Origin of the sequence: Collimonas sp. NPDC087041 (genome assembly GCF_044745265.1) — a bacterium.
In the GTDB taxonomy this organism is placed as follows: domain Bacteria; phylum Pseudomonadota; class Gammaproteobacteria; order Burkholderiales; family Burkholderiaceae_D; genus Collimonas.
This window is the reverse complement of record NZ_JBIUZX010000001.1, coordinates 459,047-478,649: the sequence shown is the minus strand read 5'-3', so window position 1 is coordinate 478,649 and position 19,603 is coordinate 459,047. Positions and strand designations below refer to the sequence as shown.

Here is a 19,603-nt window from a genome sequence, read left to right as displayed (position 1 = left end):
GCCTACTTCCCCATCGCCCCTGCATGCACACCACCAATACCACATCCGCTATCAACGCCAGCGTCCCGGCACTGGAATGCCGCGGCTTGCGCAAATCTTACGGACACGGCCGCGTAGTGCTGCACCATCTCGATTTCACCTTGGCCGCCGGCGAATACGTCGCCATCATGGGCGATTCCGGGGTCGGCAAATCGACGCTGCTGAACCTGATCGCCGGCCTCGACAACATCAACGGCGGCGCGATACTGATCGACGGCGTCGCCATGTCGAGCCTGGACGATGATGCCGCCACCCGTTTGCGCCGGCAAAAGCTCGGTTTCATTTTCCAGGCTTTCCACGTGCTGCCGCACCTGACCGTGCAGCAGAATGTCGCCCTGCCGCTGCTGCTCAACGATGAACCGCAGACGCGTGCGTTGGAACTGCTGGCAGCGGTCGGCCTGGCTGGCCGCGGCAACGATTTCCCGCGCCAGCTGTCGGGCGGGGAAATGCAGCGGGTCGCCATCGCCCGCGCACTGGTGCACCGGCCGACGCTGATCCTGGCCGACGAGCCGACCGGCAATCTCGATCCCGATACCGCACACGAAGTGCTGGCCCTGCTGCGCCAGGAAATCAAGGCCAACGGCGCCTCGGCCATCATGGTCACCCATTCGGCAGCGGCCGCAGCCAACGCCGACCGCATCCTGCTGATGACGGCCGATGGCTTGCAGCCGCTGCCGGCGCAGGGTTGAGCTGCTGATGCAGGCCGTCGATCCGATCACCAGGAAATCTGCTAATCCAATGCGCACTTTCACGCGCTGGTTGCTACTGGGCGAATGGCGTGCCCACCCGGTGCGGGCACTGGTGGCAATTATCGCGATTGCGCTCGGCGTCGCGCTCGGCTATGGGGTCGAACTGATCAACGGCGCCGCCTTCAATGAGTTTTCCGCTGCGGCCAGAAGCCTGTCCGGCCAATCCGATTTGCAGGTGCGCGGCGCACAAGGTTTATTCGACGAAAAAATCTATCCGCAACTGGCGACCCACGACGGCGTTGCGCTGGCCAGCCCGGTATTGGAACTGGACATCACCGTGCCTGGCCAACACACTCCCCTCAAAGTGCTTGGCATCGATGTCATGCGGGCAGCACACATTGCGCCTGACCTGATCGGCGTACCGGACAGTCAACGACCTTTCGACACCCTCGCCGACGACGCGATTTTCCTTTCACCTGCAGCGCAGGAATGGCTGCAAGTGCGGCCGGGCGGGCAACTGGCGCTGCAGAATGGCACTGGCATCGTTACCCTGCGAGTGGCCGGCGGCCTGGTGCGCGCACGGCCCGGGCAACGCATCGCGGTGATGGATATCGGCGCCGCCCAATGGCGCTTCCAGCGCCTCGGAAAGTTGTCGCGCATCGACATCAAGCTGCAGCAAGGCGTTAATCGCTCCGCATTCAAACGGAGGTTGCAGGCACAGCTGGCGGATACCTTTCAAGTCTCGGAAAGCCAGGACCAGGACAGCCGCACCAACAACATGTCGCGCGCCTATCGCGTCAATCTCAGCGTACTGGCGCTGGTAGCCCTGTTCACGGGCGCTTTCCTGGTGTTCTCGACCCAGGCGCTATCGGTCATCCGGCGCCGTCCGCAGTTTGCGCTGCTGCGCGTGCTGGGCTGGCAGCGCGCCCAATTGTTGCGCCAGGTGCTGCTGGAAGGCAGCCTGCTCGGCGTGCTGGGCGCCCTGCTGGGACTTGCGCTGGGTTATGCGTTGGCGGCCACGGCGCTGCATTTTTTTGGCGGCGACCTCGGTGGCGGCTATTTCCGCGGCGTACAGCCGAGCGTGCAGTTTGATCTGCCGGCTGCCCTGTTTTTCTTCGCGCTCGGCACCGGCATTGCCCTGCTGGGCAGCCTGGCCCCGGCCTTGGAAGCCGCTCGCGCGCGCCCGGCGGCAGCATTAAAATCGGGCAGCGAAGAAACGGCCCTGACACGGCTGGCAACGCCTTGGCCGGCGCTGACCTGCCTGTTGCTGGGCGCGCTGCTGACGCAATTGCCGCCGGTGTTCGACCTGCCGGTATTCGGCTATATCGCAGTGGCGTTGCTGCTGATCGGCGGCATTGCGCTCATGCCACGCGTGGCGGCACTGGCATTTACCGCGCTACAAAGAGTGATGCTGGGACGGCGTCTCAGCGCGGTGCCGACCTTGGCGTTGGCGCGCCTAGCCAACGTTCCCGGACAGGCTTCGATTGCGCTGGGTGGCGTGCTGTCGAGCTTCAGCCTGATTGTGGCCATGGCGATCATGGTCTCCAGTTTCCGCGTCTCGGTCGACGATTGGGTGCAACAGCTTCTGTCAGAGGATATTTATGTGCGCACCGCCGGCGGTGGTGAAACCGGCGCCATGGGCCCGACCGAACAGCAAGCGTTGGCCGCAGTGCCAGGCGTGGCGCACACCACATTCCTGCGCAGCGCGAACTTGGCCCTTGATCCGGCCAGGCCGCCGGTAACCCTGATCGCACGCATGATCGACGCCGGTGATCCGGGCCGTACCTTGCCGCTCAGCGGCGCATTGATATCGCCGGCGGCTCTCACTGCCTCCAACGCTGCCGGCGCCCTGCCGATCTGGGTTTCTGAAGCAATGGTTGACCTGTATGGTTACCGGCTCGGCCAGCGTGTCATGCTGCCGATCGGCGGCCAGCGTCATGCCTTCGTGGTGGCTGGCATCTGGCGCGATTATGCGCGGCAGACCGGGGCGATTCAATTGCGCCTGTCTGACTATCAGCGACTCAGCGGCGACAACCAGGTCAGCGATGCCGCGCTTACCTTGCAACCAGGCGCCGATGCAAACGCCGTTATCGGCGCCATGCGCCGCCTGCCGTTCGGCGCCGCGCTCGAGTTTTCCCAACCTGGAGACATCCGCGCCACCACCTTGAAGATTTTCGATCGCAGCTTTGCCGTGACCTACCTGTTGGAAATCGTGGCGATCGTGATCGGCCTGTTTGGCGTGGCCGCGACTTTTTCGGCGCAAACGCTGGCTCGTACACGGGAATTCGGCATGTTGCGCCATGTCGGCATCACCCGCCGCCAGATACTTGCCATGCTGGCGCTGGAAGGCGGTTTGCTGACTGCGCTCGGCATGGCGGTCGGCTTCCTGCTCGGTTGGACCATCAGCCTGATCCTGGTATTCGTCGTCAATCCGCAATCGTTCCACTGGACCATGGATTTACACATGCCGTGGCGCGGCCTGGGTTCGGTGGCCCTGCTGCTGTTGCTGTCGGCCGGCGCTACGGCGTTGCTGGCTGGTTTGCGGGCAGTATCGATCGATGCGGTACGCGCTGTGCGGGAGGATTGGTGACATGCATTTGAAATTACGTGATTGGCTACTGGGCCTGCTCTTTTTATCGCTTGCGCAGTTATTACAGGCGGCGCCGCCGCAGTTCACGCAGGTGACGCCACAGCGGCCGTTGACGCTGCCGCAAGACAGCGGCGCCCATCCCGACTTCCGCACCGAATGGTGGTACGCAACCGGCTGGCTGGCGACACCGGACGGCAAACCGCTCGGTTTTCAGATTACCTTTTTCCGTTCCGCCACCGATCACGACCGCGCCAATCCCAGCGCCTTCGCTCCCGACCAACTGATCATCGCCCATGTCGCGCTGTCCGACCCTGCTGTCGGCAAGCTGCTGCATGACCAAAAAAGCGCGCGCGCCGGCTTCGGCCTGGCCTATGCAAAAGAAGGCAACACCGATGTCGTCCTCGATAATTGGCGCCTGCTGCGCCAGGCCGACGGCAGCTACCATGCCAGGATCGACGCCAACGATTTCACGCTCGACATCAAACTGACACCAACCCAGGCGCCGCTCTTGCAGGGCGAACGCGGCTATTCCCGCAAAGGACCATTGCCGGCGCAAGCCAGCTATTACTACAGCGAACCGCAGTTGCAGGTCAGCGGCAAGTTAAGCCGGGCCGGCCACGAACAAACTGTCAGTGGCAACGCCTGGCTCGATCATGAATGGTCGACCAGCGTACTGGCCGCCGACGCCGCCGGCTGGGACTGGCTGGGCGCCAACCTGGACGATGGTTCAGCCTTGATGGCGTTCCAGATCCGCAGCCGCAACGGCGAGCGGATCTGGTCTCACGCGACATTGCGTGATGCCAACGGCAACGTCACGCAGTTCACGCCAGACCAGGTTGCATTCCAGCCGCAACGCAATTGGCGCTCGCCGCGTACCGATGCCAGCTATCCGGTGCAGGCCATGTTGCGCACCGGCGCTATCGATTGGCAATTGGTGCCGTTGCAGGACGACCAGGAACTGGATTCGCGCGGCTCAACCGGCTCGGTATATTGGGAAGGCGCAGTGACCGTCAAGCGCGACGGCAAGCGCACCGGGCGCGGGTATCTGGAATTGACCGGCTATCTGAAACCGTTGAAATTCTGATCTTCGGCAGCCGCATCGCAACAGGCAGTTGAATGCTAATGTTGCTTTTCAAAAAACACTTTATGCCTCAATATGTTGCCAATCTCTCACCTAATTGGAGTTTGACGATGAATGCACGCAGCATTCTTGATCATTGGCACGACACCGGCGCCTTGGACCATCAGGGCTATCGCCAGGCGCTATACGCACTGCATCTGGCGCCGGACGCTGCGCGCTGGCGTCAGCTTGCGGCACGCCTGCTGCTGATCGGCGGCGTGCTGTGCGTACTGGCCGGCACCCTGATGCTGTTCGCCTCCAACTGGCTGGCCTGGCCGCGCCTGGCGCGGGTCGGCGCCGCCGAAGCCGGCTGGCTGGCGTTGCTGGCGTGGGCCTTCATGGCCCGACCGGACAGCCAGGCCCGGCGCTGGGCGCTGTTTGCCGTCGCCACCATGGCCGGCATCTGGCTGGCGGTAATCGGCCAGGCGTACCAGACCGGCGCCGATGCCTGGCAATTGTTCGCGCTGTGGGCAGCGCTAGCGCTGCCATGGACGTTGCTTGCCAATTTCGCGCCGTTGTGGGGCTTGTGGATCATCATCGTCTCGCTGGCGCTGCAACTGTGGCTGCCGCACGCGCCCTGGCGTTCGGCGCTGTCGACATGGGATCCGTTCGACAATGCGAATCTACCGCTGATTGGCTTCTGGCTGGCCGCGCTGATCGTTACCGAATGGCGGCAAAGCGCAGCAGCGCCATGGACAGCACGCATCCTGCCGCGCCTGTTGGGCCTCGGGTTAACGCTGCTGCTGACAATCCAGGCGTGCATGATCCTGGCCGGCGCGCATTCGCGTGTGTTCGGTGAATATTCGCCGACCGCTAACGGCCTGGTCCTGCTGCTGTGGCTGGCCTGCGTGGGCGCAGCGCTGTACTTCTATTCGCTGCGACGCGACCTGCTGCTGCTGGCCTTGCCGCTGTTTTCAGTGTGGGCTGCCGTGCTGGCATGGATCGCCAATTTCACGCATGACAATGGCTGGCTGTATCCTACAGCCTTGCTGGCCATCGGCGGCCTGGGCGGTATCGCCTGGTGGCTGCATGCACGGCACCGGCAATGGCAAACCGCATCGCCATTAGAGGAGCTGGCGCCATGAGCCAATCAATCAATCAGCTTGCGGGCTGGGACAGCGTGATCACCGGCTTGCGCGACAGTGGCGCGTTGCGTCAGGATGCGGCGCTACCTGAGCACGATGACAGCCTGCCGTGGTCAGTGATGATCCTGCAAACCATTGCGGCGTGGATTGCTGCCGCATTGCTGGTGGCGGCCGTGGTGGTGCCGGCCTTCATCGCCAGCAACGAAAGCGCGTGGCTGGTTTGCGGGGTGGTGCTGATGGCGCTTGCCATCGCCGTAATGCACTTCAACCGGAAATCGTTTTTCCTGCCGCAGATGGCGGTACCAGTGGCGATTGCCGGCGCCGTGCTGGCCGGTTTTGGCCTCAAGCCGGATTCGTGGGAACTGACGACTTTCATCCTGGCGCTGATCCTGTTCGCACTGTCCAGCCATCGCCTGCTGCGCTTCATCGCGGCCGGCGTCATGCTGGCGGTATTGTGGTACTGGATGACGCCATGGCTGGGACGCTACAGCTACGATCTGGAACAGCAGACGGCTTGGGTCTGGCAACTTGCGCCGCTGCGCGACCTGCTGTTTTCGTTGGCGCTGTGGTGGCTATGGACCCAACCGCCGAACCGGCTCGGAATCGGCCCTGCGGTCTGGCAACCGCTGCGTCACGCGCTGCTGTGGTTCTGGCTGGGCGTACAAGTGTGGCAGGCGATTTTCTGGCACACGTTGTTCGGCGCACCCGCCGATGCCGATCAATGGCTGGCTCCCAATACGCTCTGGCTGGCCCACCGCTTGCTTGACCTGCTGCCCTTGCTGCTGGCAGTGGCGGCGACGCTGCGCCACTCCCCCGGATTAGGCGCCAGGATCTGGCCGCTGGCGGTGCTGCTGCCTCTCTGCGTCTTGTCGCCGGCACTGGCGACTGCGGCGCTGGTGCTATGGATCGGCTTGGCCGAAGGTCGCAGCTACCTGACCGCGCTTGGCATTGCCGCGGCACTGGCGGGCTTCGGCGCCTTCTATTACAACCTGAGCTGGCCGCTGCTGCATAAAGGATTACTGCTGATGGCGAGCGGCGCCGTGCTGTTGCTGGCGTGGCTGTTCATGTCGAGGAGAACACCATGACCATGAAGCGCTGGCACCTCCCGGCTTTCGTCATTGCCGCCCTGGTTACGCTGCTGCTACTCAACGGCATCGTCTGGCAGCACGAGCAAACCTTGAAACATGGCCGCGCAGTGCTGCTGCAGTTGCGCCCGGTCGATCCACGTTCGTTGATGCAAGGCGATTACATGGCGCTCGACTATCAACTGACACAACAAGTCGGGCAATTGCTGTCGACCACCGATGCCACTGCCGGCGAAGGGCAAGCGTTGGCGGTCATGCTGAACGCTGACGCAGACGGCGTCGCTCAACTGCTGCGCATCGCCAAAGCCGGAGAGCAAGCGCAAAACGATGAAATCCGGTTACGCCTGAAATGGGAAAACGGCGGCGCTCGCTTGCCGAGCCAAAGTTACTTCTTCGCCGAAGGAGAAGGCGCACGTTTCGCCAAGGCCCGCTATGCCATATTCCGGGTGGCCAATGACGGCACGGCATTGCTGGCCGGCTTGGCCGATGAGCAGCGCCAGCCGATTGCCGATCGGGTCGACAAGCCCTCCTCATCTCCAGCCGGCGTCGGTGGCTCGTAAGTTAAAAATTAGACTAAAAAACTAGAGAAACATCACAATACACTTACCCTACCGCAATACTTAAGTTATTATTAACATTTACCCTTTCACTTAAAAAACATGAAACGTTCTCAAATTGCCATCGCCGTCGGCGTCGTCGTGCTTGCATGGGTTGCCGTAGTTCCCGGCCTGGTTGGCATGCGCGCCGAAGCGGAATTGAGCAAAATCGATCAAGCAACGCTGAACAGTAGCTCCCTGCCAGTCACCGCCAAGCTGGCATCGTTTCAGCGCGGCTGGTTCTCGTCGACAGCCAAGACCGAGTACGCGATTGCGATGGGGCCACAGCCAATCCGCCTGGCGGTAACACATCAGATCAATCAGTTCGCGATTCCGTTTTACCGTTGGGCCAAGATCACGCACACGATTACACTGGTAGATGACAAGGGCGTGGAAACACCGTTGCCGGTGAAGCTCGACGCCAGCAGCGACAAACTGTTTTTCGGCGGCTTCTCGACCAACATCGCGGCGCCGGAAATCGATTGGAAAAATGAAGAAGGCTTGCATGTTGTAGGCAAAAACCTGACCCTGAACTTCCACGGAAAAAGTGGCGAAACGCAAAAATACGAACTCAACCTGCCATCCCTCAGCGCCACCACAGCGGCCACCCAGCTCAACTTCAATTTGAGCAATCTCAACCTGAGCGGCACTTACAAGGATGAAAAGAGCGCCACCGATACCTGGAAACAGGACGGCCGCATCAAGCTGGACAGTGTCGAGGCGACCAGAAACGGTAACGCCTTCCTGAAACTGCAAAACCTGGTCATGGATACCGACCTGAAAGACCACGGCAACAATTTCGACCTGGTCTACCAGACCAAGATCGACAAGAGCCTGTTCGGTGATGCCAACGGCGTTGTCGCCGACGACATCCACTTCGACTTTTCCTACCTCAACCTGAACAAGGATGCACTACTGAAAATCCAGGCGGCTTCCAAGGCGTTCTATGAAGATATGGCAAAAACCCAGCCAGCCGCCGGCGCCGATGCTGCCGCAGTTGCAGCGGCGGGTGACGACAGCACCGACGCCAAGCTGGCCCAGCAAAAGGCGCATATGGATTTGCTGATGCAAAATGCGGGCGAACTGGTCGCCAACTCCCCCGGTTTCCGCGTCGACCGTCTCAGCTTGAAGACGCCTAACGGCGACGTCGCCGGCACCTTTGAAGTCAACCTGGATGGCAAAGGCCTGGCGCCGGACGCATTGAAGGGCGACAACGTGATGGCGCTGCTGAAGGAAAGAATTTCCGGCAAAGGTTCGCTGACGCTCGCGCGCGATGTGTTCCTGAATGCATTCGAGCAGAAAAATGCGGCCGCGCCGGCCCAGCGGCAAAGGAAGGAAAGCCAGTTGAAGATGTATGTCGACCAAGGCTATATCAAGGACGACGGCAAGCAATTGTCGCTGGAATCAACGTTCGGTCCGCAAGGTGTCGCCATCAACGGCAAGCGCATCATGTAACTCCGACTTGCCGAAGAAAGACGAAAATCAGCCCTGCCCGGTTATTGCAACCCGGCGGGGCTTTTCTCAGGTGCGTCGCTTTTTTAGGCTTTCATCGTTTTCGGTGTACACCTCGACGATTGCATCCGCCACCGCACGCACCCGCGCCGTGCGGTTAAGGTCGCCATGCAGCACCAGCCAGACGTCATAAGTCTCGGTACGGTGCGGCCAGATGCGCACCAGTTGCGGATCGAGATCGGCCATGTGGGTCGGTAATTCGCCGAGGCCAAGGCCGGCGCGCACGCCCTCAATCAGCATCAGGCCGGAATTGACTTCCAGCGCAACGCGCGCGTTGCCGGTCGGCTCGCCACACAAGGCCTCACTCTGGGAGGGCGAGATGCTGCTTTGATAAATCACCAAATCGTGTCCAGCCAGCGCCGTATCGGGTTGCGGTTCGCCGTGCGTCTTCAGGTAGCTTTTTGAAGCATACAAACCAACTGCGCGCCGCGTCAGGTGGCGTGAAATCAGATCGGGGCTGCTGGGGCGCAAGGTGCGTACCGCCAGGTCCGCTTCGCGCCGGGTCAGGTTGGATAATTGAGTGGAAGTGCTCATCACCACCCGAATGTCTGGATGTAGCGCGCGCAAGCGCTGCAAGGCGATGAACAGATAGTGCTTGGCCATGGTGTCGGTGGCCGCCACCCGCACTACCCCGCAGAGGCGATCGTCGATGCCTTGCATCTGCCGCTGCAACTGATCGGCCGCCAGCTCCATCCGCTCCGCTGCGGTAAAGGCCAATTCCCCGGCTGGGGTCGGCACGTAGCCGGCGGGCGTACGCAAGAACAGGCGCGCACCGAGCGATTGCTCCATCGCGGCCAGGCGCCGGCCAACAGTCGCCTGGTCAACTTGCAGCAAGGTTGCCGCGCCGCGCAGGGTGCCGACGCGGTAAATGCCAAGGAAAATCCTGGCGTTATCCCAATCCATGTTGTTTCCAGTCTTGCCGGTCAGTCCTTGCCGGAAATTTCGTAGACGCGGCCGACATCAACTATATTAAGAATGCAAGCGTGATGCATTTTTGCATCCATCCAATGAAATTATACGGCTTTATTACATCACCGACGAACACTATGATGATAGTTTGGTGCACTGCCGCACCCGCCTATCAGGAGAAACACTTCATGTCCGCCCCGTGCCCCATTCCGGCCACGCCATCCGTTGCCGCCCAACCCGTCACGCCCGGCCTGCTGCCGTTGATCACGTTGGCTATCGGTTTCGTGATGGCGATGCTGGACGTAACGGCTGTCAACGTTGCCCTTTCCGACATTTCGCACAGCCTGTCGACGCCGCTCAGCGGCCTGGTCTGGGTGGTCGATGGCTACACCTTGACGTTTGCGGCGTTGCTGTTGGTTGGCGGTGCGCTGGCTGATCGTTACGGCGCCAAGACGATCTACCTGACCGGCCTGGCGGTGTTCATGGTTGGCTCCTTGTTATGCGGCGCCGCCCCCAGCGGCAATACGCTGATCGCCGCTCGCATGCTGCAGGGCGTCGGTTCGGCGCTGTTCATGCCGAGCTCGCTGAGTTTGCTGACCCATGCTTACGAAGACGATAAAGTCCGCGCCCGCATGCTCGGCACCTGGTCGGCCATTGTTGCGGTGGCGGCGGCCATGGGGCCGCTGGTGGGCGGCATACTGGTCGATCGTTTCGGCTGGCGCAGCGTATTCCTGATCAACGTTCCGGTCGGCCTGCTCGGCATGTTCATGGCGCACATGCTGATTCCAGCCGCCCCTAAGCACTGGCGTGCATTGACCATTTTCAGCCATGCATTGGGCATTACCGCGCTAGCCGCCCTGTGCTTCGCGCTGATCGAAGGCCCGGTCTATGGCTGGACCTCGGCGCCGATCCTGACCGCGGCAGCGGTGTTGCTGATTGCCGCCGGCGCCCTGGTGCAGCGCGAACGACGCGGCGCCGAGCCACTGCTACCGCGCGCACTGTTCGCAACGCCGCGCTTTGCCGCTTCCAACATGATCGGCTTCCTGATCAATTTCGGTGTCTTCGGCCAGTTGTTCCTGCTCAGCCTGTACCTGCAGCAAGCACGCGGCAGCGATGCGCTGCACACCGGCATGCAGTTGTTGCCGATGATGGCGGTGTTCTCTTTCGGGAATCTGCTTTCCGGCCGCATCACTGTGCGTTGGGGCACCCGTGTTCCGATGCTGGGCGGCTTGCTGCTGGCGACCTTGATGGCTGTCGTGTTGACCTCAACCACGTCGCACACGCCCTATCCCTTGTTCGCGCTCGGCGTAGCCATCGCCAACTGGGGCGTCGGCATCGCGATTCCGGCGATGACCACCACTGTCATGCAAGTCGCTGGACGCAGCCATGCCAACAGCGCGGCTGCAGCGTTGAACGCCAACCGCCAGATCGGCGCGCTGGTCGGCGTCGCCATTGTCGGCAGTATCCTGCATAGCGTCACGACCTGGGATAGCCGCATGCCATTTGCTTTCAGCGTAATCGGACTATCGTATTGCGCAGCAGCGCTGCTGGTCTGGCGTTTTATCAGTGGGCCTGCCAAATAAGATAAAAAAAGTTCAGGCGCGCATGGCATGCATATCGGTAGTTGTGTCCCCGTCACACCAGGATGGACCTTGATTACGTCGTAGTTGGCTTGTGGTTTTCGTTGACGCCGCCACAGGCATTTAACTTACAGCGGAATTTGAATAACGTCTGAAAGATGATACATTTGAGATATCACCTTTCTCACCACGGTCTCGGTCCAACCTGATGTTTTTCTTCTTGGGAGACGCATGAAAAATCCACCTCTACGTTCACTTCCATTTCTGGTCCCGTTTTTCGCCACGATGATTCTGGCCGGCTGCGTCATGCAACCGCCACAATCCAGCATGCGCAGCAGCTATACCCCGCCTCCGCGCAGCACCGCACCGGTACAGCAGGAAGCGCCGGTATCGCTGTCTGAATCGCTCGACCCATCCGAACAGATCGTTGACATGCCGCCGCAATCGGGCGGCCGGAAAAACGGCGAGTTGTCGGATCTGGTGGAACGCATGGCGAGGAAAAACGCCTGCACGCCGGCAACTGGCGCAACACTGATCGCCAAGACCAGCGGCGCTGAAACCTACCAGGTCAGTTGCCAGGACGGCCAGCAGCAGATCTACAAGTGCGAACTGCGGCAATGCCGCATGATGAACTGAATCCACACCAACGGGCGGCTTCTATGAAAACAGCATTGGGAATACTCGCCATCATTTCGCTGCTGACGGGCTGTGCGTTTCCCAACCTGAAGTGCGACGATCCCGATGTCCGGCCGGCATGGTGCGATGATACCGGCGGGATGATTGGCGGCTCGCATTCCAAATAAGGCGTGAGCCGCCGATTACTTTTGCTGAAACTGCGGCGACCGTAGCGTCAAACGGGAGGCGCAGCGACAAACTCCGCCAATTGCTCGGCCTGCTCGGAAAATGCCTGCAGCAACGGGTGATCCGCGATCTTGACTACGCCTGGCAGCATCATCTGCGTGAACTGCCAAGCCACCGCAACCGATACACCCGCTTGATTGATGCTGTTGCTGTCCACCGCCAACGGCTTGCTGCGCAGTTCCTGCTCCAGCGCCTGGTAGGCGGCAAACAACTGTCCTTGCACGCGATCGACCCAAGGCTCGTGCTGTTTCTCGGCCGGCCGCAGGTTGCGCTCATAAACAATCTGCACACTCTTCTCGCACGCCGCCAATGACAGGCCGATCAGCCGCAATACGTGCTGGCGCTCACCGATAGCGGCGGGCATCAGGCTCTTGCGCGGCGCGGCCAGCGCTTCGGCATAATCCAGGATCAGGCTCGACTCCATCAACACCTCGCCATCGTCGCATACCAGCGAAGGCGCCTTGACCACCGGGTTGATTTGACGGAATTGCTCGAAGGTGCTGAACACCGAAACCGAGCGATGCTCGAACGGAATGCCGAGCAGTTGCAAAGATATCGCGACGCGGCGAACGTAAGGTGAATCGAGCATACCGATGAGCTGCATGTTTTCCCTTTGGTTATTTGGTTATATGGGACCGGCATGCGTCAAACGCCTGTCGGACGTCATCGCCTGGTCAAACTTATCAGAGGGAAATCCTAGCATGAAAATACCAGGATGAAATGACATCAATGAGCATCGACGCACTTTGCCGGTCCGGCGGCGTCTAGCTTTGCGAATCGATCCAGATCCGCGCCCATTCAGTGCCGAGGTAGAGTGCTTCGGTTGCGCTCACCGCTGCAACTGGCGGCTCAAACGTTTGTTCAATTGCCCGGTCCGGGCCTGAGTTTGCGACGATGACGATCACCACGCCGAACGTGCCATTGACGTGCACGCAGATTTTCGGCGTGAACCTGAAATTTCCATACTCGCATTGCGCAGCGAACGGCATAACTTTATCGATAAAAAATCAAACTCAATTACTTCACCACGGCCGCCCGGAACAGCAAACAATTGCATCATGCTTCTTGCGGCTCGCGCCTGCTGGGAGCGGCGTAAATATCAATGCATTTGAACGTATCCACATACTGTTTCGGATCACCACCCGCTTCCAGGCGTTTCTTGAACTCGGCCGCTTCGCCAGTGCTGTCGAACTCGTAAGCTAGTCCTTTAAAAATGACGGTCGCATCATTAAGCCTTACCATTACTATCTCCTTAATCTAGCGTTGAAAAGGAAGGGCCATCGTAGCACGCCAGAAAGTATCGTTTTCCCCGTTATTGCAAGGAAAAGTAACCTCACTTGCGCAGCCGATGCGCGGGAAAAATGGCATCTCCAAAGCAGTCGCAACAGCGGCAACGACAATGGCACGCCAGTCTAGCCAGCCCTTATGATCTGTCCGATATTACGCTTTTTGGTGGTTCCTGCTGAACTGTCAAATTTGGCAGTTGGTTGCCTGTCCGCAGGATTTTCTTCGGGACAGGCAGGCAAGTTTCCGCTTGCTGCTGCGGCGCTAGCCTCATTCACTGTTGTCCATCGCTGAGCATCTGTCAAACACCAAAATGTTATTGCTTTGTTGCTGCCCGAAACTTCCTTGTAAACGAAAAAAAGCCCTGACATGACCAGGGCTTTTCTTTCGTGCGCCAGCGCGCCGGATGGTAGCGATAACAGCCTGCGATTACTGCACTTTTTCGGGTGTCGCTTCGCTTGTTGGCGCCGCTTCAGCTTCTTTCGGCGCAGCTTCTTCGACGATCTGGTAGGACGGATCGCGCACCCAGCGGCTCAAATCCTTGCCGATCGCGGCAGCGCTGCGGTCGAGGATCGAACAGGTTCCTTTGAAGCCGCCGAACATGCCGCCCATCGACCAGCGATTGATCTTGGTATGCCGAATGACCTTGCCGCTGGCATCCAGCAGGTCGGCATTGACGGTAATGGCTTTCGGGCCGCTCCAGGCGCCGCCGCCGACACCCAATACATGCGTGATTTGCAGACGCAACAGGTTTGCTCCGGCGGCGTCGCTTCCGCTTGGAATGGTCCCATCGCCGGTTTTATTCATTTTCGCCAGTACCGGGCCAACGCGATGCGACAGCATGCTTTCGATCTGGCATTCCTCTTTCACCTTGGCCACCACGCCGGCATCAGGATGATAGGTGACCGGGACTTCCAGCAAGGTATTGCCGCCATCGGCAAGCGCCGCCGTACCGTAACTCAACATGCCAATCAGGATCAGTTTTTTCATCAAAATTTCCAGGTAATAAGATAAATGTTTTGCAATTGATGTACGGCAAGCATTGTACCCAATTTGCAAGATGACATTAGTTCTTCCTGGAAATAGATATTGGTTTTAAGAAAACATTACAACAAGCCGCCCGATCACGACCCGCAGCAGGAGGTGTTGCTCACTGACGCACCCTGGAGCGTATAGACTCTGCAAAACTCCTCAGGTCGTTGGCCGCCAGGTCGGACACTGTCCAGTACTCCATGCCATCCCAAGTCCAGCGCACCAGGTGATAGCCCCGGAAATTCTGCTGCTGAGGAGCGACATCCTTGCCGTTGCTAGGCCAGATGTAGAGATTGATGGGGTGTTGCTGGCGACGGTAGATGAGTGCAGCTACTGCCTTACCGTCCAGATAATCGAGACGGCCGCCGATCAGCGGGAATCCCTGTTGCGCCAGGTCAACCACCGGCGGTGCAAAATTCAGCTTGCCGTTGAACCAGGGCTTCACCGTGTGCTGGTCAGTCGACACCACATCCGACAAATGATCGACCTGCAATGAGCGCACATGACTTGCAATCACCTCCTCCACCAGCCTGTCATCGGCCGAGGGCACGCTAAGATACATGCCGACGCTCCAGGCCAGCGCCAACACGCTCGCCATTACCGCGACGGGGAGTGACCAGTTGATGGCGCCGTTGAAGCGAAGCCAGTTAAAGCGCCGCGACGGTTGCGGATGGTCATCCGGCGGCAAGGCGGCATTGATGCGCGCAGCCAGATGTGCAGGGGCATCGAAATACGCGACTTCTTTCTTGAAGCGTTCGCTGATAATGCGCTGCGCCGCATATTCCCGGCGGCAATCATCGCAACCATCCAGATGGCGTTCCATAGCCAATGTCTCGACGATGCCAAGCTCCATATCGACATAGGCCGGCATCAGCTCCAAGGCTTCCTTGTGATCCATCATCACTCCCGATCCGCAGGCGCAAGGATCTGCGCCAGCAATCTGCGTCCACGCCCAAGGCGCGACATGACCGTGCCGATGGGGATTCCCACGATAGCGGCGATTTGTTTGTAGGACAGTTCTTCCAGCTCGCGCATCACCATCACCTCTCTAAATTCCAGCGGCAACGCCCCAAGCGCTCGCTGCAACAGCTGCTCGCTGTCCTTCTGCATCAGCAGATGCTCCGGATTATCGTCGGCACGCGCCAGCGCGGCGGCGCCGGTTTGCTCGAAGCTGTGCAACTCCTCATCGAACAACGGCCCCTGCTGCTGCGGGTGGTTCTCCTGATACCAGTTGTAGAACGTATTGCGCACGATCGTCAGCAACCAGGCACGACCGTCTTCGCCATGGAAGCCATCGAAAAACTTGAAGGCGCGCAAGTAAGCCTCCTGCACCACGTCTTCGGCATCCTGACGGCTGTGCGTGAGCCAGCAGGCCAGGTTGAATGCCGAGTTCAGGTGCGGCAGCACAACTGCTTGAAAGCGCTTTGTTTTTGTTGATTCGATCATTCAGGCGTTTCCAGGTTCCATGCACACGAGACCGCTACCACGTGAATTTTATTCCCGAAAAGCTGCTTTTTCTGAAACCGGGAATAAACGACAGGGTACACCGGTATGGGATGGTATCGGTCAACTGACCGGTTCAACCAACTTTGGAGGGGTCATGGACAATCACATCAATCGGCGCAGTTTCCTCAGGCTGGCCGGCCTGGGTGGCGCCATCTACGTGTCCGGGCTGAGCGGCTGGGTCAGCGCAGCGGCCAAACCGGGAGCGGCCAATGAAGACTTTTTCTTCATTCAGCTATCGGACAGCCACTGGGGATTTGAAGGAGCACCCAATCCCGATGCCCACGGCACCTTGAAAAAGGCAGTTGCCGCCGTCAACAGCCTGGAGCAGCAACCGGATTTCGTCGTCTTCACCGGCGACCTCACCCACACTACGGACGATCCGCAAGAGCGGCGCAAGAGGCTCGCCGAATTCAAGGAGATTGTCGGCGCGCTCAAGGTCAAGACTGTCCACTTCATGCCCGGCGAGCACGATGCGTCGCTCGACCATGGCGAAGCCTATCAGGAGTTCTTCGGCAAGACGCACTACACCTTCGATCATAAAGGCGTGCATTTCATCACGATCGATAATGTTTCCGATCCGACCGGCGCCATCGGTGAAGAACAACTCGCCTGGCTCGCCGCCGATCTGGCGCAACAAGCGGCAGACGCCAGGATTGTCGTCTTCACGCACCGGCCGCTATTCGACCTGTACCCGCAATGGGACTGGGCGACGCGCGACGGCGCCAAGGCTGTCGATCTGCTGATGCCACATGCCAACGTGACTGTGTTCTACGGCCATATCCATCAAGAAAACCACCATATGACCGGCCACATTGCGCACCACGCCGCAAAGTCGCTGATCTTTCCGCTACCGGCGCCCGGTTCGCAACCGAAGCGTACCCCGCTGCCCTGGGACGATGCCTATCCATACCGCGGCCTTGGCTTCCGTGAGGTAGTCGCGGAAGTACCGAAAGCAGAATATGAATTGATTGAATTGCCGGTCAAAAAGGAGGGAGCATGAATACCAACCACAAACGGCGCCTGTTGCTGGCCGGTGCGCTCGCGGGCGGCTTGGGCGGCGTGGTTGCCGCCGTGGGCGCGCAATCGCAGGAGCGGGTAATCAAGGTCGTGGCAAAGAAATTTGACTTCACCCCAGGCGAGATCCATCTGAAAAAGAATGTCCCGGTGATATTCGAATTCACCACGCAAGATGTCGTGATGGGCTTCAACCTGCCGGATTTTGCGCTGCGCACCGATATCCTTCCCGGCGCCACCTCGCGCCTGCGCTTCACGCCCGACAAGGCCGGCGAATTTCCATTTCATTGCGATGTATTTTGCGGCTCCGGCCATGAAAACATGAGCGGCGTCATCCAGGTTACCTGATAACTAAGACCCAAAGCCCTGATTCAACAGGGCTTTTTTTCGTTCGCATTTTCCTTCGGTTTGTCTGTTTCGCAGAAATATATATCATATTGTGATATATTTGCGCACCACAGAAGTACAACCCGTTTTTTACTGCAAGCCGATTATCAGATGCCAAAACCATCCTCCGCGCTAACCAAGCAGGATTTCGAAGCCCTGTCCGCGTTCCGCTACCAACTCCGAAAATTCCTGAGATTCAGTGAAGACGCTGCGCAGGCGGAAGGCGTCACGCCCCAGCAATACTTGCTGCTGTTGCACGTCAAGGGCTTCCCGGATCGGGACTGGGCCAGCATCGGCGAGCTGGCCGAACGCTTGCAATCACAGCATCACGGCGTGGTGGCATTGGTGTCGCGCTGCGAGAAGCTGAAACTGGTCAAACGCCAGCCGAGCGAGGTCGATCGGCGCCAAGTCAACGTCTACCTGTTGCCGGCCGGCGAGCGCTGCCTAGCCAAGCTGGCTGAACTGCACCACGCCGAACTGAATACGCTGAGCGACATTTTCCGCGTACCGACCATCAATACCTGAGCACCCATCAACCTCGCCATGTCATCCCTCCACAATCTGTATAAACGCGACTTCGCCGCCGACAGTCGCCTTCTCCGGATCGCAATGATTGCTGTCGTCATCGGCGGCTGCGGCACGCTGGCCGCATTCGTGTTGCTCAACCTGATCAGGATGTTCACCAACCTGTTCTTCTACCAATCCTTCTCTTTCGCCACGCACTCTCCGGCCGATAATCATCTCGGCGCCTGGGTCATTGCCCTCCCGGCGCTGGGTGGCCTGATCGTCGGCCTGATTGCGCGCTTCGGGTCCGACAAGATCCGCGGCCACGGCATCCCGGAAGCGATCGAGGCGATCCTGTTCGGCAAGAGCAAGATGTCGGCCAAAGTCGCGGTACTCAAACCTTTATCGTCCGGCATTGTGATTGGCAGCGGCGGACCGTTTGGCGCCGAAGGCCCGATCATCATGACCGGTGGCGCCATCGGTTCACTGATTGCACAGCACTTCCACCTGACCGCAGCCGAACGCAAGACCTTACTGGTGGCTGGCGCCGCGGCCGGCATGACAGCCGTGTTCGGTACGCCGGTGGCGGCGGTGCTACTGGCGGTGGAACTACTGCTGTTCGAATTGCGCCCGCGTAGCTTGCTGCCAGTCATCGTGGCCTGCGCAGTGGCCGGCTTTACCCGTCCGCTGCTGCTGGAAAGCGGCCCGTTGTTTCCACTGCAGACATCGGAAGTCGGCGTCAGTGCGCTCTTTTCCTGTGTCATTGCCGGCATTCTCGGTGGCGCGTTGTCGGCACTAATGTCGACTGTCTTGTACAAAGTCGAAGACATGTTCGGAAAATTGCCGATCCACTGGATGTGGTGGCCGGCGCTGGGCGGCATCGCAGTCGGCATTGGCGGTTATTTCGAGCCGCGTGCGCTCGGCGTCGGCTACGATGTCATCGGGGATCTGCTCAATGGCAACCTGGCCTTGCAACTGGTCCTGGGCCTGTTGCTGGTGAAGGCAGTAATTTGGGTCATTGCACTCGGTTCCGGCACCTCCGGCGGTGTGCTGGCACCGTTACTGATCATCGGCGCCGGATTAGGGGCGGTGTTGGCGCCCTGGCTGCCGGGCGGCGACGCGCATTTGTGGCCGTTGGTATGCATGGCGGCAGTGCTGGCCGGCGTGCTGGGCGCGCCACTTACCGCAGCAGTATTCGCGTTCGGCTTGACGCACGACACCAACGCCCTGCTGCCGCTACTGCTCACCACCGGTGTCGCCTATGGCTTTACGGTGCTCACCATGAAGCGCTCGATCATGACCGAGAAAATCGCCCGACGGGGCTATCACATCTATCGTGAATACGGTGTCGATCCGCTAGAGCGGCAGCATGTCGATGAAGTGATGAGCCATACCGTAACGGCAATTCCGGCCAACCTGGCTATCGCGGAAGTCCTTGAGCGCTATTTCGGCACGCAGCAAGCGCACCGATGCTATCCGGTAGTTGATGAGGAACAGCGCCTGCTAGGCATGGTCGAGCGCAGTAGTTTCGGTCCGCAGGTCGACGGCAACAATCCGTTGACGACCTTGTTCAATCCCATACACCAGACGCCATCCGCAGCACTGATGGCAGTGCCGTCCGAAACCTGCCGCATCGCAGCGGCAAGGATGGCCAGTCATCATCTGGAACGGCTGCCTGTGGTCAGCGATCTGGAAAGCCGGCGCCTGATCGGCATCATCAGCCGCAGCGACCTGATCAAACCGTCACGCTTGTTCTTTGATGAAGAACAGAAGCGTGAGCGGCTGATAAGCTAGATCGGTTTTCAGGCTT

21 protein-coding genes are annotated in these 19,603 nt (G+C 59.7%); 14 read left to right on the top strand and 7 right to left on the bottom strand.

The window, feature by feature from the left end:
* Positions 1-23 precede the first annotated feature (23 nt).
* The 7 genes from ACIPF8_RS02205 (at position 24) to ACIPF8_RS02175 (ending at position 8,659) form a co-directional block, all read left to right on the top strand.
* Positions 24-728 (top strand): ABC transporter ATP-binding protein, encoded by a 705-nt coding sequence (locus tag ACIPF8_RS02205; protein ID WP_400416851.1) that lies wholly within the window; start codon positions 24-26, stop codon positions 726-728.
* A 49-nt stretch (positions 729-777) separates the two neighbouring features.
* Positions 778-3,318 carry an ABC transporter permease gene (locus tag ACIPF8_RS02200; protein WP_400416850.1) on the top strand — a complete coding sequence of 847 codons (2,541 nt, stop codon included), beginning with the start codon at positions 778-780 and terminating at the stop codon, positions 3,316-3,318.
* Between the two features lies 1 nt (position 3,319).
* Complete coding sequence (locus ACIPF8_RS02195; protein ID WP_400416849.1) at positions 3,320-4,402, top strand: lipocalin-like domain-containing protein; 1,083 nt, start codon at positions 3,320-3,322, stop codon at positions 4,400-4,402.
* A 107-nt stretch (positions 4,403-4,509) separates the two neighbouring features.
* Positions 4,510-5,523, top strand: a complete 1,014-nt coding sequence (locus ACIPF8_RS02190; protein ID WP_400416848.1) for a DUF2157 domain-containing protein — start codon at positions 4,510-4,512, stop codon at positions 5,521-5,523.
* On the top strand, positions 5,520-6,608 hold the full coding sequence (locus ACIPF8_RS02185) for a DUF4401 domain-containing protein (RefSeq protein WP_400416847.1): 1,089 nt from the start codon (positions 5,520-5,522) through the stop codon (positions 6,606-6,608). Before ACIPF8_RS02190 ends, ACIPF8_RS02185 begins: the two co-directional genes overlap by 4 nt.
* Complete coding sequence (locus ACIPF8_RS02180; protein ID WP_400416846.1) at positions 6,605-7,168, top strand: GDYXXLXY domain-containing protein; 564 nt, start codon at positions 6,605-6,607, stop codon at positions 7,166-7,168. Before ACIPF8_RS02185 ends, ACIPF8_RS02180 begins: the two co-directional genes overlap by 4 nt.
* A gap of 99 nt (positions 7,169-7,267) precedes the next feature.
* Positions 7,268-8,659 carry a DUF945 family protein gene (locus ACIPF8_RS02175; protein ID WP_400416845.1) on the top strand — a complete coding sequence of 464 codons (1,392 nt, stop codon included), beginning with the start codon at positions 7,268-7,270 and terminating at the stop codon, positions 8,657-8,659.
* A 66-nt stretch (positions 8,660-8,725) separates the two neighbouring features.
* Here ACIPF8_RS02175 and ACIPF8_RS02170 read toward each other — a convergent pair whose 3' ends face one another.
* On the bottom strand, positions 8,726-9,619 hold the full coding sequence (locus ACIPF8_RS02170) for a LysR family transcriptional regulator (RefSeq protein WP_400416844.1): 894 nt from the start codon (positions 9,617-9,619) through the stop codon (positions 8,726-8,728).
* Between the two features lie 194 nt (positions 9,620-9,813).
* Here ACIPF8_RS02170 and ACIPF8_RS02165 point away from each other — a divergent pair, with 194 nt between their 5' ends.
* The 3 genes from ACIPF8_RS02165 (at position 9,814) to ACIPF8_RS02155 (ending at position 12,008) form a co-directional block, all read left to right on the top strand.
* Positions 9,814-11,208: an MFS transporter gene (locus ACIPF8_RS02165; RefSeq protein WP_400416843.1), complete on the top strand. Its 1,395-nt coding sequence runs from the start codon at positions 9,814-9,816 to the stop codon at positions 11,206-11,208.
* 228 nt (positions 11,209-11,436) lie between these two features.
* Entirely contained in the window at positions 11,437-11,841 is a 405-nt protein-coding gene (locus ACIPF8_RS02160) for a hypothetical protein (protein ID WP_400416842.1), read from the top strand.
* A 23-nt stretch (positions 11,842-11,864) separates the two neighbouring features.
* Positions 11,865-12,008 carry a hypothetical protein gene (locus tag ACIPF8_RS02155; RefSeq protein WP_156477114.1) on the top strand — a complete coding sequence of 48 codons (144 nt, stop codon included), beginning with the start codon at positions 11,865-11,867 and terminating at the stop codon, positions 12,006-12,008.
* Positions 12,009-12,055: 47 nt separating this feature from the next.
* Here the strand turns inward: ACIPF8_RS02155 and ACIPF8_RS02150 are convergent, their stop codons facing one another.
* From ACIPF8_RS02150 to ACIPF8_RS02125, 6 genes are all read right to left on the bottom strand, one after another.
* Entirely contained in the window at positions 12,056-12,670 is a 615-nt protein-coding gene (locus tag ACIPF8_RS02150) for a glutathione S-transferase (RefSeq protein WP_400416841.1), read from the bottom strand.
* 160 nt (positions 12,671-12,830) lie between these two features.
* Complete coding sequence (locus ACIPF8_RS02145; RefSeq protein WP_400416840.1) at positions 12,831-13,055, bottom strand: hypothetical protein; 225 nt, start codon at positions 13,053-13,055, stop codon at positions 12,831-12,833.
* 67 nt (positions 13,056-13,122) lie between these two features.
* Positions 13,123-13,308: a hypothetical protein gene (locus ACIPF8_RS02140; protein WP_400416839.1), complete on the bottom strand. Its 186-nt coding sequence runs from the start codon at positions 13,306-13,308 to the stop codon at positions 13,123-13,125.
* A 471-nt stretch (positions 13,309-13,779) separates the two neighbouring features.
* The gene (locus tag ACIPF8_RS02135; protein WP_400416838.1) at positions 13,780-14,340 is read right to left on the bottom strand and encodes a hypothetical protein; all 561 of its coding nucleotides are present in this window, start codon (positions 14,338-14,340) and stop codon (positions 13,780-13,782) included.
* A 160-nt stretch (positions 14,341-14,500) separates the two neighbouring features.
* Positions 14,501-15,283, bottom strand: coding sequence for an anti-sigma factor family protein (locus ACIPF8_RS02130; protein WP_400416837.1), 783 nt, complete (start codon positions 15,281-15,283; stop codon positions 14,501-14,503).
* A complete protein-coding gene (locus tag ACIPF8_RS02125; protein WP_400416836.1) occupies positions 15,283-15,828 on the bottom strand; it encodes a sigma-70 family RNA polymerase sigma factor in 546 nt (181 codons plus the stop codon). The genes ACIPF8_RS02130 and ACIPF8_RS02125 overlap by 1 nt, the downstream gene beginning before the upstream one ends.
* Positions 15,829-15,982: 154 nt before the next feature.
* Here ACIPF8_RS02125 and ACIPF8_RS02120 point away from each other — a divergent pair, with 154 nt between their 5' ends.
* From ACIPF8_RS02120 to ACIPF8_RS02105, 4 genes are all read left to right on the top strand, one after another.
* Positions 15,983-16,888: a metallophosphoesterase family protein gene (locus ACIPF8_RS02120; protein ID WP_400416835.1), complete on the top strand. Its 906-nt coding sequence runs from the start codon at positions 15,983-15,985 to the stop codon at positions 16,886-16,888.
* Positions 16,885-17,250 (top strand): cupredoxin domain-containing protein, encoded by a 366-nt coding sequence (locus ACIPF8_RS02115; RefSeq protein WP_400416834.1) that lies wholly within the window; start codon positions 16,885-16,887, stop codon positions 17,248-17,250. Before ACIPF8_RS02120 ends, ACIPF8_RS02115 begins: the two co-directional genes overlap by 4 nt.
* Positions 17,251-17,400: 150 nt before the next feature.
* Positions 17,401-17,814: a MarR family winged helix-turn-helix transcriptional regulator gene (locus ACIPF8_RS02110; RefSeq protein ID WP_400416833.1), complete on the top strand. Its 414-nt coding sequence runs from the start codon at positions 17,401-17,403 to the stop codon at positions 17,812-17,814.
* 18 nt (positions 17,815-17,832) lie between these two features.
* Entirely contained in the window at positions 17,833-19,587 is a 1,755-nt protein-coding gene (locus tag ACIPF8_RS02105; RefSeq protein ID WP_400416832.1) for a chloride channel protein, read from the top strand.
* Positions 19,588-19,603: the final 16 nt, after the last annotated feature.

What these genes read in the sequence shown, in the direction of transcription:
- ACIPF8_RS02205 (WP_400416851.1), top strand. Translation starts at nt 24, where the DNA reads ATGCACACCACCAATACCACATCCGCTATCAACGCCAGCGTCCCGGCA.
- ACIPF8_RS02200 (WP_400416850.1), top strand. Translation starts at nt 778, where the DNA reads ATGCGCACTTTCACGCGCTGGTTGCTACTGGGCGAATGGCGTGCCCAC.
- ACIPF8_RS02195 (WP_400416849.1), top strand. Translation starts at nt 3,320, where the DNA reads ATGCATTTGAAATTACGTGATTGGCTACTGGGCCTGCTCTTTTTATCG.
- ACIPF8_RS02190 (WP_400416848.1), top strand. Translation starts at nt 4,510, where the DNA reads ATGAATGCACGCAGCATTCTTGATCATTGGCACGACACCGGCGCCTTG.
- ACIPF8_RS02185 (WP_400416847.1), top strand. Translation starts at nt 5,520, where the DNA reads ATGAGCCAATCAATCAATCAGCTTGCGGGCTGGGACAGCGTGATCACC.
- ACIPF8_RS02180 (WP_400416846.1), top strand. Translation starts at nt 6,605, where the DNA reads ATGACCATGAAGCGCTGGCACCTCCCGGCTTTCGTCATTGCCGCCCTG.
- ACIPF8_RS02175 (WP_400416845.1), top strand. Translation starts at nt 7,268, where the DNA reads ATGAAACGTTCTCAAATTGCCATCGCCGTCGGCGTCGTCGTGCTTGCA.
- ACIPF8_RS02170 (WP_400416844.1), bottom strand. Translation starts at nt 9,619, where the DNA reads ATGGATTGGGATAACGCCAGGATTTTCCTTGGCATTTACCGCGTCGGC.
- ACIPF8_RS02165 (WP_400416843.1), top strand. Translation starts at nt 9,814, where the DNA reads ATGTCCGCCCCGTGCCCCATTCCGGCCACGCCATCCGTTGCCGCCCAA.
- ACIPF8_RS02160 (WP_400416842.1), top strand. Translation starts at nt 11,437, where the DNA reads ATGAAAAATCCACCTCTACGTTCACTTCCATTTCTGGTCCCGTTTTTC.
- ACIPF8_RS02155 (WP_156477114.1), top strand. Translation starts at nt 11,865, where the DNA reads ATGAAAACAGCATTGGGAATACTCGCCATCATTTCGCTGCTGACGGGC.
- ACIPF8_RS02150 (WP_400416841.1), bottom strand. Translation starts at nt 12,670, where the DNA reads ATGCAGCTCATCGGTATGCTCGATTCACCTTACGTTCGCCGCGTCGCG.
- ACIPF8_RS02145 (WP_400416840.1), bottom strand. Translation starts at nt 13,055, where the DNA reads ATGCCGTTCGCTGCGCAATGCGAGTATGGAAATTTCAGGTTCACGCCG.
- ACIPF8_RS02140 (WP_400416839.1), bottom strand. Translation starts at nt 13,308, where the DNA reads ATGGTAAGGCTTAATGATGCGACCGTCATTTTTAAAGGACTAGCTTAC.
- ACIPF8_RS02135 (WP_400416838.1), bottom strand. Translation starts at nt 14,340, where the DNA reads ATGAAAAAACTGATCCTGATTGGCATGTTGAGTTACGGTACGGCGGCG.
- ACIPF8_RS02130 (WP_400416837.1), bottom strand. Translation starts at nt 15,283, where the DNA reads ATGATGGATCACAAGGAAGCCTTGGAGCTGATGCCGGCCTATGTCGAT.
- ACIPF8_RS02125 (WP_400416836.1), bottom strand. Translation starts at nt 15,828, where the DNA reads ATGATCGAATCAACAAAAACAAAGCGCTTTCAAGCAGTTGTGCTGCCG.
- ACIPF8_RS02120 (WP_400416835.1), top strand. Translation starts at nt 15,983, where the DNA reads ATGGACAATCACATCAATCGGCGCAGTTTCCTCAGGCTGGCCGGCCTG.
- ACIPF8_RS02115 (WP_400416834.1), top strand. Translation starts at nt 16,885, where the DNA reads ATGAATACCAACCACAAACGGCGCCTGTTGCTGGCCGGTGCGCTCGCG.
- ACIPF8_RS02110 (WP_400416833.1), top strand. Translation starts at nt 17,401, where the DNA reads ATGCCAAAACCATCCTCCGCGCTAACCAAGCAGGATTTCGAAGCCCTG.
- ACIPF8_RS02105 (WP_400416832.1), top strand. Translation starts at nt 17,833, where the DNA reads ATGTCATCCCTCCACAATCTGTATAAACGCGACTTCGCCGCCGACAGT.